General features: G+C 57.7%; 13 protein-coding genes. 5 read left to right on the forward strand and 8 right to left on the reverse strand.

Annotated elements, in window-relative coordinates:
- Positions 1-39 precede the first annotated feature (39 nt).
- The 8 genes from HM1_RS03220 to HM1_RS16090 form a co-directional block, all read right to left on the reverse strand.
- Positions 40-1,983: a motility associated factor glycosyltransferase family protein gene (locus HM1_RS03220; RefSeq protein ID WP_012281847.1), complete on the reverse strand. Its 1,944-nt coding sequence runs from the start codon at positions 1,981-1,983 to the stop codon at positions 40-42.
- A 20-nt stretch (positions 1,984-2,003) separates the two neighbouring features.
- The gene (locus HM1_RS03225) at positions 2,004-2,726 is read right to left on the reverse strand and encodes an amino acid ABC transporter ATP-binding protein (protein ID WP_041314487.1); all 723 of its coding nucleotides are present in this window, start codon (positions 2,724-2,726) and stop codon (positions 2,004-2,006) included.
- A 98-nt stretch (positions 2,727-2,824) separates the two neighbouring features.
- Positions 2,825-3,490, reverse strand: a complete 666-nt coding sequence (locus HM1_RS03230; RefSeq protein ID WP_012281849.1) for an amino acid ABC transporter permease — start codon at positions 3,488-3,490, stop codon at positions 2,825-2,827.
- A 191-nt stretch (positions 3,491-3,681) separates the two neighbouring features.
- Positions 3,682-4,485 (reverse strand): basic amino acid ABC transporter substrate-binding protein, encoded by an 804-nt coding sequence (locus HM1_RS03235; protein WP_012281850.1) that lies wholly within the window; start codon positions 4,483-4,485, stop codon positions 3,682-3,684.
- Between the two features lie 172 nt (positions 4,486-4,657).
- A complete protein-coding gene (locus tag HM1_RS03240; RefSeq protein ID WP_012281851.1) occupies positions 4,658-5,773 on the reverse strand; it encodes a PseG/SpsG family protein in 1,116 nt (371 codons plus the stop codon).
- Positions 5,774-5,942: 169 nt separating this feature from the next.
- On the reverse strand, positions 5,943-7,184 hold the full coding sequence (pseC, locus tag HM1_RS03245; protein ID WP_335324173.1) for a UDP-4-amino-4,6-dideoxy-N-acetyl-beta-L-altrosamine transaminase: 1,242 nt from the start codon (positions 7,182-7,184) through the stop codon (positions 5,943-5,945).
- The gene (locus HM1_RS03250; RefSeq protein WP_012281853.1) at positions 7,160-7,939 is read right to left on the reverse strand and encodes a cytidylyltransferase domain-containing protein; all 780 of its coding nucleotides are present in this window, start codon (positions 7,937-7,939) and stop codon (positions 7,160-7,162) included. The genes pseC and HM1_RS03250 overlap by 25 nt, the downstream gene beginning before the upstream one ends.
- 157 nt (positions 7,940-8,096) lie before the next feature.
- Positions 8,097-8,372: a PBPRA1643 family SWIM/SEC-C metal-binding motif protein gene (locus tag HM1_RS16090; protein ID WP_257720225.1), complete on the reverse strand. Its 276-nt coding sequence runs from the start codon at positions 8,370-8,372 to the stop codon at positions 8,097-8,099.
- 212 nt (positions 8,373-8,584) lie between these two features.
- Between HM1_RS16090 and HM1_RS15695 the strand changes: the two genes are divergently transcribed.
- From HM1_RS15695 to fliS, 5 genes are all read left to right on the forward strand, one after another.
- Positions 8,585-12,682, forward strand: a complete 4,098-nt coding sequence (locus HM1_RS15695; RefSeq protein WP_049754023.1) for a hypothetical protein — start codon at positions 8,585-8,587, stop codon at positions 12,680-12,682.
- A gap of 62 nt (positions 12,683-12,744) precedes the next feature.
- A complete protein-coding gene (locus tag HM1_RS03260) occupies positions 12,745-13,047 on the forward strand; it encodes an EscU/YscU/HrcU family type III secretion system export apparatus switch protein (RefSeq protein WP_012281856.1) in 303 nt (100 codons plus the stop codon).
- A 14-nt stretch (positions 13,048-13,061) separates the two neighbouring features.
- Positions 13,062-13,499, forward strand: coding sequence for a YaaR family protein (locus HM1_RS03265; protein ID WP_012281857.1), 438 nt, complete (start codon positions 13,062-13,064; stop codon positions 13,497-13,499).
- Positions 13,500-13,530: 31 nt separating this feature from the next.
- Positions 13,531-14,241, forward strand: a complete 711-nt coding sequence (locus HM1_RS15470) for a coiled-coil domain-containing protein (protein WP_012281858.1) — start codon at positions 13,531-13,533, stop codon at positions 14,239-14,241.
- 308 nt (positions 14,242-14,549) lie between these two features.
- Complete coding sequence (gene fliS / locus HM1_RS03275; protein WP_012281859.1) at positions 14,550-15,014, forward strand: flagellar export chaperone FliS; 465 nt, start codon at positions 14,550-14,552, stop codon at positions 15,012-15,014.
- Positions 15,015-15,048 lie beyond the last annotated feature (34 nt).

Raw genomic sequence — 15,048 nt, forward strand, 5'->3', positions numbered from 1 at the left:
GGAAAAAACAGAAGATTGTCTGCATTATCTTTCGCAGGATCAACTGCCCCTATCGGGAGATTGCAGCACCGCCATGGTTCGTTCCACTTGCGCCAAGATCGCGCCGGAACGGCGACCCACTTCTATAAAAAAGAGCTGCCCTCGCATCAGATCATGGGCGAGAGCCTCCCTTTTGTCCGTCACATCGGCCAGGATCGCCGATTGTTCCAACTGATTGACAATAGGCCGGAAGGCAAGCCGCAAAAAGCCCATCGCCTCATGATCCCCTTCTATCTGCCGGCGGATCTTATCGAGCTTGCGATAGTATTGGGCAAAGGGCTTGTCAATATCCACCCTGCTCGTCACGAAGCGCTGATACTTTGCTATCAGCTCCTGCCCTTTTTCGCATCCCTCTAGGATCCGCCGCAGGTGGCCATGCAGATTTTTCAGCTTTTTTACAATCTGGGCGTCCCGCTGCGCCGCCCCCTGCGAGGCCGCTTGGACCCCCTGGAGAAAGGCGGCCGCAATCGCTTGGTCGGAGGCATTCCTTCCCTGACTGGCTTTCGTCTCCCTCAGCTGCCCTATCACCGCGGCCAGCGTTGCCACCTCTGTGCCGGGGATGCCGATGCCGCCTTCTGTAGCATTGATATAGCGCCGATCAGGATGCCCCTTAATGAACCAGCGAAACCACTCGCGAAAGGCAAGCCAGGTCTCCTGCGTATAGGTCTTCTGCCCATAGATGTCGTCCATCTCGATGTAGCGGCTCATGCCGGCTTCGTCTACAGCGCTGTCGAAGGCGGAACCGGAGATATGGGAGTGATTTCCCGTAAAAGCCAGATCCTGGCCGACGAAAACGATGGGATCGCAACCAGAGCGATAGGCCAAGACGAGGCCCAGATTAGCCACAGAAGCGCCGACGTTGACAGAAGCGGCGGCCACGTCTACCGCGCCGTCGAGGATGCCGTAGAGCTCCGCCTTGTCATAAGCCAAAAGGGCGAAGCGCTTTCCTCCGCCTCCGTAGGCCTTCAAAATGGGGGGATAGAGGGTTGCGTCAAAGACGAGCGGCACGTCATCAACAGCGAGGCCTTGAAAATGGCTGTAGTTGGGCGCTCCTCCATCGATGGACAAGAGGAGATGCGGGCGGATGCCGCGCTGTTGCAGGACGCGCAATGTCGGCGCCGTAGCGATCAAGAGGCCGTAACGAGCGAATTCGCGGAGGCCTTCCAGGTTCTTCTCCAGCGATGGTCCGGCAGCGATGACGACGGCCGGCAGGGCCGGGAAGCGCCCATAGAGGTGCTGAACGGGACATGCAGAGAGCACCGCAGGCAGGTTCTGCAAGAAGTTCAGCGTCCAGGTCAGGCTGAAGTAGTTCTCAGTCGCCACAGCGATCTGCTGGGTCTGGAAGTACTCCTGCAGCGCCCCTTTCACCTGGTCGTAGTAGCCGTCAAAAAGGGCTGTCAGATAATGAAACTCATAGAGTTGCGCCGTCAGGGCATCGCTGGCCGAAAGGTTCAACCGGTGCATGATGGGGCCGACAGAGGCCGCATCTACATCGATGGCGAAGCGGATGCGGCTGTCTGCGAGGACGTGCCGCAGATCCACCGTCCACAGGGCCAGCCAGAAGAGGTCGATCGATCGCTCGAAGACCACCATTTTCCCTTGGCTGGGAATGATCTGCCGGAGCACTTCGATCGTATAACCCAGGCCAAAACCGAAAACGACAAGCAGGCTGGAAGGCGCTCCCGCCACCTCAGCGACCCATTCCCGGGCTTGTTTACAGGGGTCGACCGGAGAAAGCAAAAACAGGCGCTCCCGACCGGTGTCGACCAACAGCGTCAGGTCGCCACTTTGCGCCGGTTCCACCTGAAAGGGCTGGTTATAGGGCGGCTTATACCGGGCCATCCGTTCCGCCAAAGGCGGTTGCACCGTCGCCAAGGCCTGTATATTCCCGGCAAAGATCTCGTCAGACAGGTACTGCACATAGGGCGGCAGGCGCCGTTGCAATGCTCCCAGCTCCTCCTTGATTACAGGACCTTGCTTAAGAAAGCGCGCGTTCGCTCCTGCTGGGCTTGGCCAAACAACTGTTCCGGCGTGCCCTCCTCGACGATGACGCCCTCATCCATGAAAATAACCCGGTCGCCGACCTCGCGGGCGAATCCCATCTCATGGGTCACCACGACCATCGTCATCCCCTCACGGGCGAGATCCTTCATGACATTGAGCACCTCGCCGACCATTTCCGGATCGAGGGCAGAGGTGGGCTCATCGAAGAGCATGATCTTCGGCCGCATGGCCAGCGCCCGCGCAATGGCCACCCGCTGCTGCTGACCGCCGGACAACTGCTCCGGATAGGCCTGCTCCTTCTCGGACAAGCCCACCTTGGCCAACAGCTCTCGCGCCAAGCTCTCGGCCTCGCCTTTTGCCATCTTGCGCACCTGCACCGGCGCCAAGGTGATGTTCTGCAACACCGTCATATGGGGAAACAGGTTGAAGCGTTGGAAGACCATGCCCACTTCGGCACGGACCCGGTTGATATCGGTCTCCTTGTGCGTCAGCAGGATCTCATCAACGGTGATATATCCCTCTGTCGGTTCCTCCAAGTGGTTGATACAACGCAGGAGGGTGCTCTTCCCCGAACCGGAAGGCCCGATAATGCAGACGACTTCCCGTTCCTGCACTTTCATGTCCACACCGCGCAGGACATGGAGGGCGCCAAACTTCTTATGCAAACCTTTGATCTCAATCATCGCCGCCATCAGCATTCCCCTTGCCTATAGGTTTTATCGAAGACAGGTACACCCTTACAAAAGCCCTCAACCAGCGGCGCCCCTTGCGCCACAGCAACTCAGCGGTGCGACTTTACAGACAACTTCTGCTCATACCAGGCGACAAGGCGGCTGAAAAGCAGCGTCAAGGTCAGGTAGATGGCCGCCACCGGCAGCCAGGCTTCCCAGACCCGCGCCGTAGAGCCAAGGACCGTCCGGCCTGCCATGGTCAGTTCCGGCAGTGAGATGACCGAGACGAGCGAGGAGTCCTTCAGCATGGCGATAAACTCATTGCCCAGAGGGGGGATGACACGGCGAAAAGCCTGCGGCAGGATGACAAAACGCATCGCCTGGCCATAGCTCATCCCCAGGGAACGAGAGGCCTCCATCTGGCCTTTGTCGATGGACTGGATCCCGGCGCGAAAGATTTCTGCCACATAAGCACCCGAGTTGACACTCAAGGCGATCAGGCCTGATGTCATCGCCGGCAGGGATTGTCCAATCAGTTTAGGTGCGCCCAGGTGAACGATAAAGATCTGCACCAACAGCGGCGTGCCACGGATGACATCGGTGTAGATGGCCGCCACCCATCGCAAAAGCCTCCAGTGAGAAAGGCGGGCCAAGGCGATAAAAAGGCCGATCACCGTACCGATCATGACGGAAATGGCCGTGACCTTCACCGTCGTCCAGCCGCCCATCAGGAACAAGTCGGCATAGTCCTGTACAATCTTCCATTTGAAGTCCATTTTTCTGACCGGCTCCTCCAGTATGATTTACCTATCGAACAAGGCTCGATCGCTTCTTCGACACTTCCGAAAGCAAAAAGAAAAGGCGCAGCAGGCTGTTCCTCCTGATACGCCTATACTATACACTACCTGACCTTTTCAGCCAACTTATTTCTATCGTAAAAGTAACCTTTCGACCGGATTCCCTCAGTCTACTTACCTGTCAGGTACTTTTCGGAGATCTCTTTAATTTTCCCGCTCTTTTCCAGCTTATCCAGGGCATCGTTGACCTGCTTCAGCAGCTCCGTCTCCCCCTTGCGCACAGCAATTCCGTATTCTTCCTTCTCGAAGCTTGCGTCATCGATCAAGGTCATCTTCGCGTTGGGGTTGTTCTTGAGGAAGTGCTGCACCACCGGCTTGTCCGCCACAACAACATCGACGTCGCCATTGCTCAGCATGTTCATGGCCATGGGCGTCGTGTCGTAGCGGAAGATCTTGTCGCTTTTCTCACCGAGGAGTTTTTCCACCACATACTGACCGGTCGTAGAGTTCTGAACGCCCACCTTCAATCCCTTGATGTCGTCAAACTTCTTGACCGGCGAGCCTTCCTTGACGGCAATGGCCTGCACCGCAACGAAATAGGGCTTGGAGAAGTCGATAGACTCCTTGCGTTTTTCCGTGATCGTCATGGCCGAGATCAGCATGTCCACGTTTTTGTTCGTCAGGGCGGCGATGATGCCATCAAAAGGCGTGTCGATCAGTTCAATGTCAGCGTTCAGCTCCTTACCGACGGCTTTGATCAGGTCGATGTCAAAGCCGACGATCTCGCCTTTTTCGTCCTTCCATTCAAAGGGGGCGTAAGCGGCGTCAGTGGCCACCTTGATCGTCTTCTTCGCAGACGACTTGTCACCGGTCGGCGCTTGGGCCGCCTTCTCACCGCCGCCACAGCCTGCCGCCGTGATCAGCATCCCCAGGGCCAGCATCCCCATCAGCCCGGTTTTTACCCATTTTTTCACTGAAAAAGTCCTCCTCTGCTCAAATAAGCGCTACAATTGCATTAATTGTACAGCTTGATGAATAAAAAAACAATATAAGATTAAGATTCCTATCCTTCGCTTTCAGTCGCTTGCGCTGCCGCCACAAGCGCCCGGTGACAATAGTTCCCGCCCCCCTCGGCAGCAGCAACCTTCAGTCGCTTGCGCTGCCGCCACAGGCGACCTGTGCGCAGGCATCGCGGAGGATCTCGTCACAACAGCGCCGCGCTCCCTGCCCGTCAACCAGCCGCCTGCCTCGTTCTGCGGCAGCTTGCGCCCTGTCCGGATCGTCCAAAAGAGCCGCCAACTGCCGCGCCACCTCATCAACAGGCAGCGGCGCCGGCAGCAACGTCCTGCCAGCGTTGCCGCCTGTCGTATCCGCTCTGTCGTCAAGGCGATCGACGGCAAAGAGCGGCACTGCCGCCTGCCGGCGACAGACGGTCAAGGCTGCCGGCACCTGATTGTCGGCCTGTATAACCACGGCAGCGGGAACGCCGGCAGCCAGCAGTTCCTGCAGGGTTACTCCCGCAGCCGTAACGGCCAGATCCGCTGTCGGAAGGAGTGTGGCCATGTCGGCAGGCGGGCGATAGGGCCGAAACCAAGCGACGCGGCCATAGGCTGCGGGAAAATCCATGTAGGGGCCGATGATGACGTGGGCCTCAAAAAGACGCCCTGTCGCAGCCACCTGTTCCAGCGCCTGCAGCGTTCGCGGCAGGTGACCCAAGGGATCGCCGCCGCCCAAGGTGACGACGATCTGTCCTATCGCGCCTCGGCGCCTTTTTTGCTCCCGCAACAGACCAACAGCCGTCACAGCGCGGCGAAGCGGCGTATAGGCAGGGCCCAGAAGCGCCCTCCCCGGCCGGAGGAAGCGGTAGCGCTCCCCGGACGCCGCCAGTCCCGCATTGATCACCAATTGACAGTCCATCGGAAAACTGTTTTTATCATCCAGATAGACCACAAAAAGACCGGCCGAGCGAAGCGCTCCCAGCGTCTGCGGCAGGATCCGGTAGGAATCGACGACCAAGATGGACGCCCCCTGCGCCAAGAGCCAAGCGGCCCAGCTCTCCGGCGCCGCGTCGAGAGAGCCCGTCCCTTGCGGCTGCCGCCAGAGAAAAAGGCCTTTTGTCAGCGCTTCGACGGCCCCATCGCGCCGGCCGACAGCGAGCACCCGATAACCCCGCTCAGCAAAAGCCTCAGCCAAAGCAGCACTGCGCATGGCATGGCCAAGCCCAACGCCGGGGCCGGCATCAAAATAAAAGGCGACTGGCAAAAAAGCCGTCCCTCCCCTCTCTTCGACAAGCCGAAAGGCTCAGCGCCAGTTCGCCCCTCCTTCGCGGAGGGCGGCCCCCAGCTCAGCGGCAGTTCGCCCCTCCTTCGCGGAGGGCGGCGCTCCAGCTCAGCGCCAGTTCGCCCCTCCTTCGCGGAGGGCGGCCCCCAGCTCAGCGCCAGTTCGCCCCTCCTTCGCGGAGGGCGGCGCTCCAGCTCAGCGGCAGATCTTTTCTATCCCTTCCCGCAGGACAGCGATCACCCGCTCCTGCTGCCCATCGGTCAGGCCATAGTAGAGGGGCAGCGAAAGGGCCTGGCGATAATGCTGCTCCGCCACGGGACAAAGACCCGGCCCGGTAACCGAGGCGCTGATAGTAAGGATGGCGGTAGACGGGCAGGTAGTGAACATTCACAAGGATCCCTCGTGCCCGCAGATGATCGAAGAGCTGTTTGCGCCGGAAGCCGTCGCCATCGTCGCGCAAGCCGATCACATAGAGATGCCAGGCTGAAAGACAATCAGCGCGGCGGCCGGGCAACCGGATTTGCCCCTTAAGATCCGCCAGCGCCTCGTCATAGCGGGCGGCCAGCTCCCGCCGGCGCCGGAGAAAGCGATCCAGCTTGGCCAGCTGACTCATCCCCAGCGCTGCCTGGATATCGGTCAAGCGATAGTTGTAACCGAGTTCCTGCATCTCATAATACCATCCGCCGTCATCGCTCCCCAGCTCATCGCGCAGACGGGTGATGCCGTGGGAACGGAACCGACGCAACCGCCGCGCCAATTCCTGATCGGCTGTCACCACCATCCCCCCTTCACCGGTGGCGATATGTTTGACTGGATGAAAGGAAAAACAGGTCAGGGGAGAAAGGGCGCCCACCGGTTTTCCCCGGTACTCCGCCCCCAGGGCATGGGCGCCGTCTTCGATGACGATAAGGCCCCAGCGGGCGGCCACCTGATGAATGGTCTCCATCGAAGCCGGCAAGCCGGCGAAGTGAACGGCCACAATGGCTTTAGTGCGGCGAGAGATGCAGCTCTCCAGCCTATTCCCATTGAGGTTTCCCGTGTCAAGCTCCACATCGGCAAAAACCGGCTTCGCCCCAAGGTAAAGGGCTGCGTTGGCTGTCGCCGCAAAGGTGTTGGCCGGCACGATCACCTCATCACCGGGGCCGATGCCTGCCGCCGCATAGGCGCCGTGCAGGGCCGCCGTCCCAGACGAAAAGGCGACGCCATAGGGCGCCTGCACCTGCTGAGCCAAACGAGACTCAAAAGCATCCACAACCGGCCCGGTCGTCAGGTAATCGCCGCGCAGCACAGCCGCGACAGCGGCCACATCATCGTCATCGATCCATTGACGGGCATAGGGGATCGGGCCGTCGACGTCTTTGCCGTTGCTCATCGGAGATGTTGCGCCTCCCATCGGTCATCCTCCCCTTGCGGCAGCAACTCCTCGTCACTGACAGCTTTCTGCCGGACAGACTGATTCAAGAGCGCCCACTGGGGATGCTCGTCCAGCCAGGCAAGCACCTCCGGCACAGCGATGATCCGGCCGGGACGGTAAAAGCGCTCGTAGATCTCAGCCAAGAGTTGATAGTCCAGAGGCTCGTCTACACAGAGCCGGTACCGGCTTCGCCGGTATGGTCCGGGGAGCTGCCAGGAGCCGGTGCGAAAAAGACCGGAGTGATACAGATGAAAAGTGACATGTTCCCGCGCCGCCGGGTAGCGGCCCTGGCGATGGGCCCTTTCCAAAGCCTCCCGCGTAAAGACCTCCGTATCAAGACCGCGCGGCCCGCCTTCTACAGACAGGTAGTCGAGCGAGCGGTTGCGGAATTCGCCGATCGCCGCTCCCACCACATCGGGGTCGATCAGAGGGCAATCAGCGGTGATGCGGACAATCACCGCTGCATCCACCTTTTGGGCACAGCCCACATAGCGAGCAAGGACATCGGTCTCACTGCCGCGGAAAACAAAGACACCCCATTGGCGCGCCGCGTCGGCGATGGGATCATCAGCCGTCCCATCACCGGTAGCAACCGCCAGTACCTGGGCCTCCCGTACCCGTTTTAACCGTTCCAGCGTATGCCACAAGGCCGGCTGCCCGGCCAGCGGCGCCAACACCTTGCCGGGCAGCCGGGTCGACCCCATACGCGCTTGCACGATGATGGCCGTCGACATCAGCGGAACACCTCCTGATTTTATCGATTCATCCAAACCGCGGTCAGCCGACGGCAGCGTCATGCCCCCACCGCCAGATCCTTTGCAGACATGACCTCCAGCAACGTTCGATCAGGCGCTCCCGGCTTTTTGGGGCTTTTTTTAGCCGGTGCAAATCTCAACCGGGTAGGGTGCCGTTTCCGCAACACTTTTTATACTTCTTACCGCTGCCGCATGGGCAAGGATCATTGCGTCCAATCTTTGGCCCGGCAACTGCCGGTCTCGCAGGATTCAAGACGCGTTCCAAATCAGAGAGATCTTCGGGCTTATCGGGTTCGAAGGCGATGATGTAATGTAACCCTCTTTCATTACATATCTCCATAATCTCCATGCCGCGTTTCTCCGTCGCTACACGAAGGACGAGCGGTCTTTTCGGCGTTCCCAGTTTATCCAATTAAATGCAATTCCTTTCTTAAGATGGTTTTTCGAACAAGCCCCATCAGCCCCTGTTGTACCCCGTTTTCAACTCCCCCTCCAGTCTCCTCTATGATAGTATTTTCCTATGACATCGACAATCCAGTATCTTTACCGTTCCTCAAGGGGCCCGCTTCAGATCACGATAATAAAAACATCGATATCTACGCCATCGGAAGGGATGGATTCGGAATGCGCATCCAGTCACCCTCTACGGGGACCACACGCTCGGACATGGAACAACCCCTTGAACTCCGACAAGGAGACGTATATACGGGAACAATCAAAAAAATCACCGCTTCTCAAGAGGGAATCGTTCAGATCCGCGGCCAGGAGCAACAGGTCCGCTTTGAGGGCGCCTTGCCAAAAAGCGACCGTTTTACTCTGCAAGTTACCGCCGTCGATGGCGACGTAGCCCGGATCAAAGTCATTGAGGATCTGCCATCCGGCGCTGCCGCCACTCGTCACAGCGAAGGCAACATCGGCCGTCTCCTGCGGACCTTCGGCGTATCGCCTTCTGAAGAACTCTCTCAAGCCGCCCGGCAGATCATCGAGCGCGGACGCCCCTTGACCCAGGAAACGGTGCAAGAACTGAACGCGTTTTTTGAAAAAACACCGGGCCCTGCAGCGGACAAGATCGACACGGTCCAGGCACTGCTCCGCAAAAACCTGGAGATCACGGCCCCCCAGTTGAAAGCCGTCCATGAAGCCTTACACGGCCGCCCCATCGGCCAGGTGCTCACCGACTTGGTCAAGCAACTGGATCCAACATGGCAACTGCCTGCCACCGTCCGCCAAGAACCCGACCTGGCCAAAGCGATCCGGCAACTCCAGTCGACCGTCGCCGCCAACAGAGACATCGCGACAGATCTCGCGAGCAAGGTGCAGCAGCAACTGGACAGCGCCCGCCAACTGCAACAACAAGGCTACGAGAGCTTAGCCCGGGAAAACCTCGCCCGTTCACTGGAACAACTGGCCCGGCAGCTGCCTGACCGCACCGCTGCCCCGGCAGCTGCGACCGATCATGCCCAAACATTGCAAACCCAACCCATGCAACCGCCACAAGGTGCGCCGACACCGGCAGCTTTCGCCGCAGCCTTTGCCGCCCCGACAACCCAGCCCCAACCAGCCCCGCCAGCACAACAACCGCCAACAACGCCCGCCGCCCTTCCGTCGGCCATCGTTCCACCAACCACCACGCCGACAGCCGCCACAACAGCTGCTACAACAGCCGCCACAGCAGCCGCTACAGCAACTGCCACAACAGCCGCCACAGCAGCCACTACAACAGCTGCAACAACCGCCACAGCAGCTAACACAGCAGCCGCCACAACAGCCACTACAACAGCTGCCACAACAGCTGCCACAGCAATTGCCACAACAGCCACTACAACAGCTGCAGCAACCGCCACGGCAGCTACCACAGCAGCCGCCACAACAGCCGCCACAACAGCCACTACAACAGCTGCCACAGCAACAGAACAGATCGCCCAAGTCCTTTCCAGGCTCTCTCCCCACAGCCCGATCAACGAAGTGATCGAGACAGTTCAGGAACTCTCCCGCCAGTGGGCTGCCGACGATAAAATTCCCCGCCCTGCGATCACCACCCTGGAGCGATCCCTTTCGGAGGCTCGCATCTACGCCGCCATGGGCCGCCAGTCGGACAGCTTGGAACGGCTGCAGCAGGCGCTCTCTGCGACAGCGAAAGCCATTGCCCCGACCGTCCCTGCCACCACCACTCCCCCGACTACCGCCACACCTACGACTTCCACCAATCCCACCACCACCACCACTCCCACCACTCCCCCGGCTTCGGCGCAAGTAGGAGCAACCCGTCCGTCGCTCCCTCAAGGCATCCTCACCGATGCCGCCGCCACAGTCCGCCAAGAACCCGACCTGGCCAAAGCGATCCGGCAACTCCAGTCGACCGTCGCCGCCAACAGAGACATCGCGACAGATCTCGCGAGCAAGGTGCAGCAGCAACTGGACAGCGCCCGCCACCTGCAACAACAAGGCTACGAAAGCTTAGCCCGGGAAAACCTCGCCCGTTCACTGGAACAACTGGCCCGGCAGCTGCCTGACCGCACCGCTGCCCCGGCAGCTGCGACCGGTCAAGCCCAAACATTGCAAACTCAACCCATGCAACCGCCGCAAGGTGCGCCGACACCGGCAGCTTCCACCGCAGCCTTTGCCGCCCCGACAACCCAGCCCCAACCAGCCCCGCCAGCACAACAACCGCCAACAACGCCCGCCGCCCTTCCGTCGGCCATCGTTCCACCAACCACCACGCCGACAGCCGCTACAACAGCCGCTACAACAGCCACAACAGCCACTACAACAGCCGCAGCAACCGCCACAGCAGCTGCCACAACAGCCACTACAACAGCTGCCACAACAGCCACTACAGCAGCCGCCACAGCAGCCACTACAACAGCCGCCACAACAGCCACTACAACAGCCGCAGCAACCGCCACAGCAGCTGCCACAACAGCCACTACAACAGCTGCCACAACAGCCACTACAGCAGCCGCCACAGCAACAGAACAGATCGCCCAAATCCTCTCCAATCTCTCTCCCCACAGCCCGATCAACGAAGTGATTTCGGCCACACAAACCCTCTCGCGTCAACTCTCTACCGGAACCCCGAAAGAAGGTGCCCTCGCCTCCTCCTTAAACCGCGCCCTATCAGAAGCCCAGATCCTCGCCACTATCGGCCAAGAACAAAAAGGCAAAGAGCGGCTCAGCCAAGGACTGACCCAAACACTCCATGCCCTGCTGCGACTTGCCCCTACCCCCTCTCCGTCCAGCGCCGCCCCCTCCCCTATGACCGACAAGGCCACGACCTTGCCAACCCCACCTACAGCGGGTACCTTTGATCCCCCAGAAGCCCCGCTCCCTCCTGCACCATTAACCGAAGAAAACGATAGCACCGCCATCGTCAACAAAGCCTATAAAGACGCCCTCGCAATGGGCGGCATCGCATTGCCTGCCAAAAACTACATGATCACCGAGATCACCCGCCAACTCAACCAGGCCGCCCAAGACTTTCGGGACCTCAAGCGAGAAGTCACCCGCAACATCGACAACATCCGCCAGATCGTACAGAATCATCGCAACAACGTCTTGCCCATGGTCAAACCTCTGCTTGAATCGACGATCGACCTCTTGGACAATGCCATCCTGAAAAGCGACATCACCCTCTTCACCGACATGACCACCGAAAAGAAACTGATGGTCGCCAGCAGTCGCCTGGCTGAAGCCCGAACACTGCTGCAGCAAGGACACAATCAAAAAGCCCATGACATCCTCACCGAAGTGAGGGATCAACTGGAACAAATGAACTGGCGTCCTGCTGACATCAAAGTCCGGCGCATCCTCACCGACAGCGGCCTCTTCCGCTTTGACAAAGACCCTGCCACCCCACTGGGCCGGCAGATGAACCACGTGCTGTCAGCGCCTGCGCCAACCCAAAGCCTGTACACCAGCACCGCCTCTCCCCTGCCGAACCCGACCGCAACAGAGCCGTCGGCCCGCGACATCTACAACCTCCTTCGCACACTCGGACTCAATCATGACAGCGAAATCGCCCAGACAATAGCCACCCACAACCAAAAAACGCCGGCCTCCGAACCAGCTTCCCACCAACCCTCCCGTCAACCTGGAAGGGATGGCGACAAGGGCAACCCCGGTTCACAACAACAGCCCGAAGCCCGACCCGACCAAGGCCACAGCAACCTCAAATCCACCTTGCTCCAATTGGCCAAAAGCGACAGCCCCCTCCCGCCGGGTCTGCAATCACTGGCCGAGCAGGCCCTCAACAACCTCACCGGACAGCAACTGCTCAGCAAAACCGACGTAGGCACGACCATGCAATCCCTCTTCTTCAGCCTCCCCATGCTGCTCGGCAACCAGGTCAAAAACCTGAAGATCTGGGTCAACGGCCGAAATGAACGACAAAAGATCGACTGGGAGAACTGCAACCTCTACTTCCTCATCGATACCCCCAAGTATGGTGAAACCGGCATCGTCGTCTCCGCCGTCGACCGCAACCTAGCGATCACCCTCAAAAACGATACCGACCATTTCAAGGCAAACATGTCACCTCTAGTCGAAAAGTGCAAAGAAAGCATGAAAAAGATCGGCTATACCATCTCCTCCGTTCAATTCACCCGACTGAACGAAGAAAAAAGTAAACCAACTCCGCCGGAAGCCCTCTCTCAGCTCCCGATCACCCCTGGCGTCAAAGTACCTGGCACCATCCATCCGGGAGGATTCAGTTTCAAGATCTAACGCCGCCCCCATCTTTTCAACGCCCTACCGTTCCACCTGCACTGAAGAAATGAGGTCACCCCATGAACTTCCGCTTCTTCAACCAAAAGCAGAAAAAAGAAATCGGCGGCCCTTCCGTGGCCGCCCTTCGCTATGACCCCAACAGCGACGCTCCTGTCGTCATCGCCCAAGGCAAAGGCCACTTAGCCAGAAAAATCATCGAAATGGCCAAAGAAAAAAACATCCCCATCCAGGAAGATCCCTTACTGGTGGAGAACCTCATCGATATGGACCTTGGCGACACCATCCCGCCGCAACTCTACCTCGTCGTCGCCGAAATCCTCTTAATGATTGAAGAGATGGAAGGCACCCAGAACAAATCATAAGGCAGTGAGCGAATATGGAAGTCAACAAAATCGGCAAAACAACTCCCACAAGCAAAAAAAACACCAACGACATCCCCGCCGATAAAATCTCTTTCGCCGAGATCATGGTTCAACAACGGGAACAGCGAAGCATCGACAAATTTGTCAAAATGGCGGAAAAGATCGAAGATCAAGGAAAGATCCTTGCCGAATCGCGAACCGTAGAGGATCTCAAAAAGTACAAAGAACTGGTCAAGCAATTCATGGACGAAGTCATCAAAAAGGGCCTTCAACTGGAAGAACGCCGCGGCTTCAACCGCAGAGGCCGGGCAAAGATCTACAAACTCATCACCAAAGTGGATGAAAAACTCCTTGAGCTGACCGACCATGTCCTGAAAAAGCAAGCCAACAGCCTGAAAATCCTGGGGCTCGTCGGCGAGATCAAAGGGTTGCTCGTCGACATGTACACCTAGCTGCCACAGCGCTTACAAAGGAGGTGCCTTGATGACAAACGAAGAATTCCAATCCCAAGTCCTAACACAACTGCAAACATTGACTTCAGAAGTCAGAAGCGTAAAAGAAACCCAAGAGGCGATGCTCGAGCGTCAAGATAAACTTGAACAAGGCCAAGCTCTCCTGCTCGAGCGTCAAGACAAACTCGAGCAAGGCCAAGCTCTCCTGCTCGAGCGTCAAGACAAACTCGAGCAAGGCCAAGCTCTCCTGCTCGAGCGTCAAGATAAGCTCGAGCAAGGCCAAGCTCTCCTGCTCGAGCGTCAAGACAAACTCGAGCAAGGCCAAGCTCTCCTGCTCGAGCGTCAAGACAAACTCGAGCAAGGCCAAGCTCTCCTGCTCGAGCGTCAAGATAAGCTCGAGCAAGGCCAAGCTCTCCTGCTCGAGCGTCAAGACAAACTCGAGCAAGGCCAAGCTCTCCTGCTCGAGCGTCAAGACAAACTCGAGCAAGGCCAAGCTCTCCTGCTCGAGCGTCAAGACAAACTCGAAACCGAAATGAATCGTCGCTTCGACGAGCTGACCTCCATGATCGCCCGTCGCTTCGATGAAGGCGACGGCTTATTGAATAGTCGAATCGACAAACTCGAAGAAAAGATAGCAAGAATTGAAGAGAACCAACAAACGCAACACCGAATCCTCCTTCAGTTATCCTACAACTCGATTAAACACGAAGCCGATATCCAAGAACTGCGTCGAATAAAATAAGAATGCAAGCAAAAACGAACAACCCGCCCCTCTGATTTTGCTATCAGGGGAGCAAAAGTCCGATCTGCTATTTATCAAAATAGGCACTGTCCATAAGTCAGTTGACCTTAAGGAATCATTAATTTGCTTGGTATCATTTGGCCTTGCATAGATTCTAACCCCCTTGAAAAATCGTCATCGCCCCAAAAATAAACTAAACCTTTCCCTGACAAAAACCGATAATAAGGTAGACTTGGAGCAATAAGAAACCAAGCACACCTTCGCTATATAGAAAAATCTAGGGCCATGCTACAGGGGGTGACCAATACTTGGATCGAATTCCCACAGAGCAAGAAATCTTTCAGATGTCCTCGCAAGAAATTACACTGCTCTTATATCAAAACCTGACTGAACGCCTTCAGCTTTCGATCGCAGCTATCAGGGAAAAGAAGTTTAACGAAGCCAACATACAACTGCAGAAAGCCAATGCCATTGTCGAGCGGCTCGGTGCCGGCATCAATTACGAAGCGGGCGCCATGGCAGAACAACTAGATGCGCTCTATAACTATGTAGCGGACCGCCTTTACGAAGCCAACTGGAAAAAAGACATCTCCATCATCGAAGAGCTCCTCCGTATACTCACCCCTGTAGCGGAAGCATGGGAACAAATGCTGAAAGAAAAACCGACAACCCGTGCTGAACAGATTCGCTTGCAAACGTCCGCTTATGAACGGAACCTAGCCTATGATGATGCGGAAACTATCCATAATGGTTTCATCAACCGTCGCGAATAGACACCGTTGTCACTGGCCTTTCTGCCGTCCAATA

It is taken from the genome of Heliomicrobium modesticaldum Ice1 (assembly GCF_000019165.1).
Classification (GTDB): domain Bacteria; phylum Bacillota; class Desulfitobacteriia; order Heliobacteriales; family Heliobacteriaceae; genus Heliomicrobium; species Heliomicrobium modesticaldum.

What these genes read in the sequence shown, in the direction of transcription:
- HM1_RS03225 (WP_041314487.1), bottom strand. Translation starts at nt 2,726, where the DNA reads ATGATTGAGATCAAAGGTTTGCATAAGAAGTTTGGCGCCCTCCATGTC.
- HM1_RS03230 (WP_012281849.1), bottom strand. Translation starts at nt 3,490, where the DNA reads ATGGACTTCAAATGGAAGATTGTACAGGACTATGCCGACTTGTTCCTG.
- pseC (WP_335324173.1), bottom strand. Translation starts at nt 7,184, where the DNA reads ATGGGAGGCGCAACATCTCCGATGAGCAACGGCAAAGACGTCGACGGC.
- HM1_RS03250 (WP_012281853.1), bottom strand. Translation starts at nt 7,939, where the DNA reads ATGTCGACGGCCATCATCGTGCAAGCGCGTATGGGGTCGACCCGGCTG.
- HM1_RS15695 (WP_049754023.1), top strand. Translation starts at nt 8,585, where the DNA reads ATGCGCATCCAGTCACCCTCTACGGGGACCACACGCTCGGACATGGAA.
- HM1_RS03260 (WP_012281856.1), top strand. Translation starts at nt 12,745, where the DNA reads ATGAACTTCCGCTTCTTCAACCAAAAGCAGAAAAAAGAAATCGGCGGC.
- HM1_RS03265 (WP_012281857.1), top strand. Translation starts at nt 13,062, where the DNA reads ATGGAAGTCAACAAAATCGGCAAAACAACTCCCACAAGCAAAAAAAAC.
- HM1_RS15470 (WP_012281858.1), top strand. Translation starts at nt 13,531, where the DNA reads ATGACAAACGAAGAATTCCAATCCCAAGTCCTAACACAACTGCAAACA.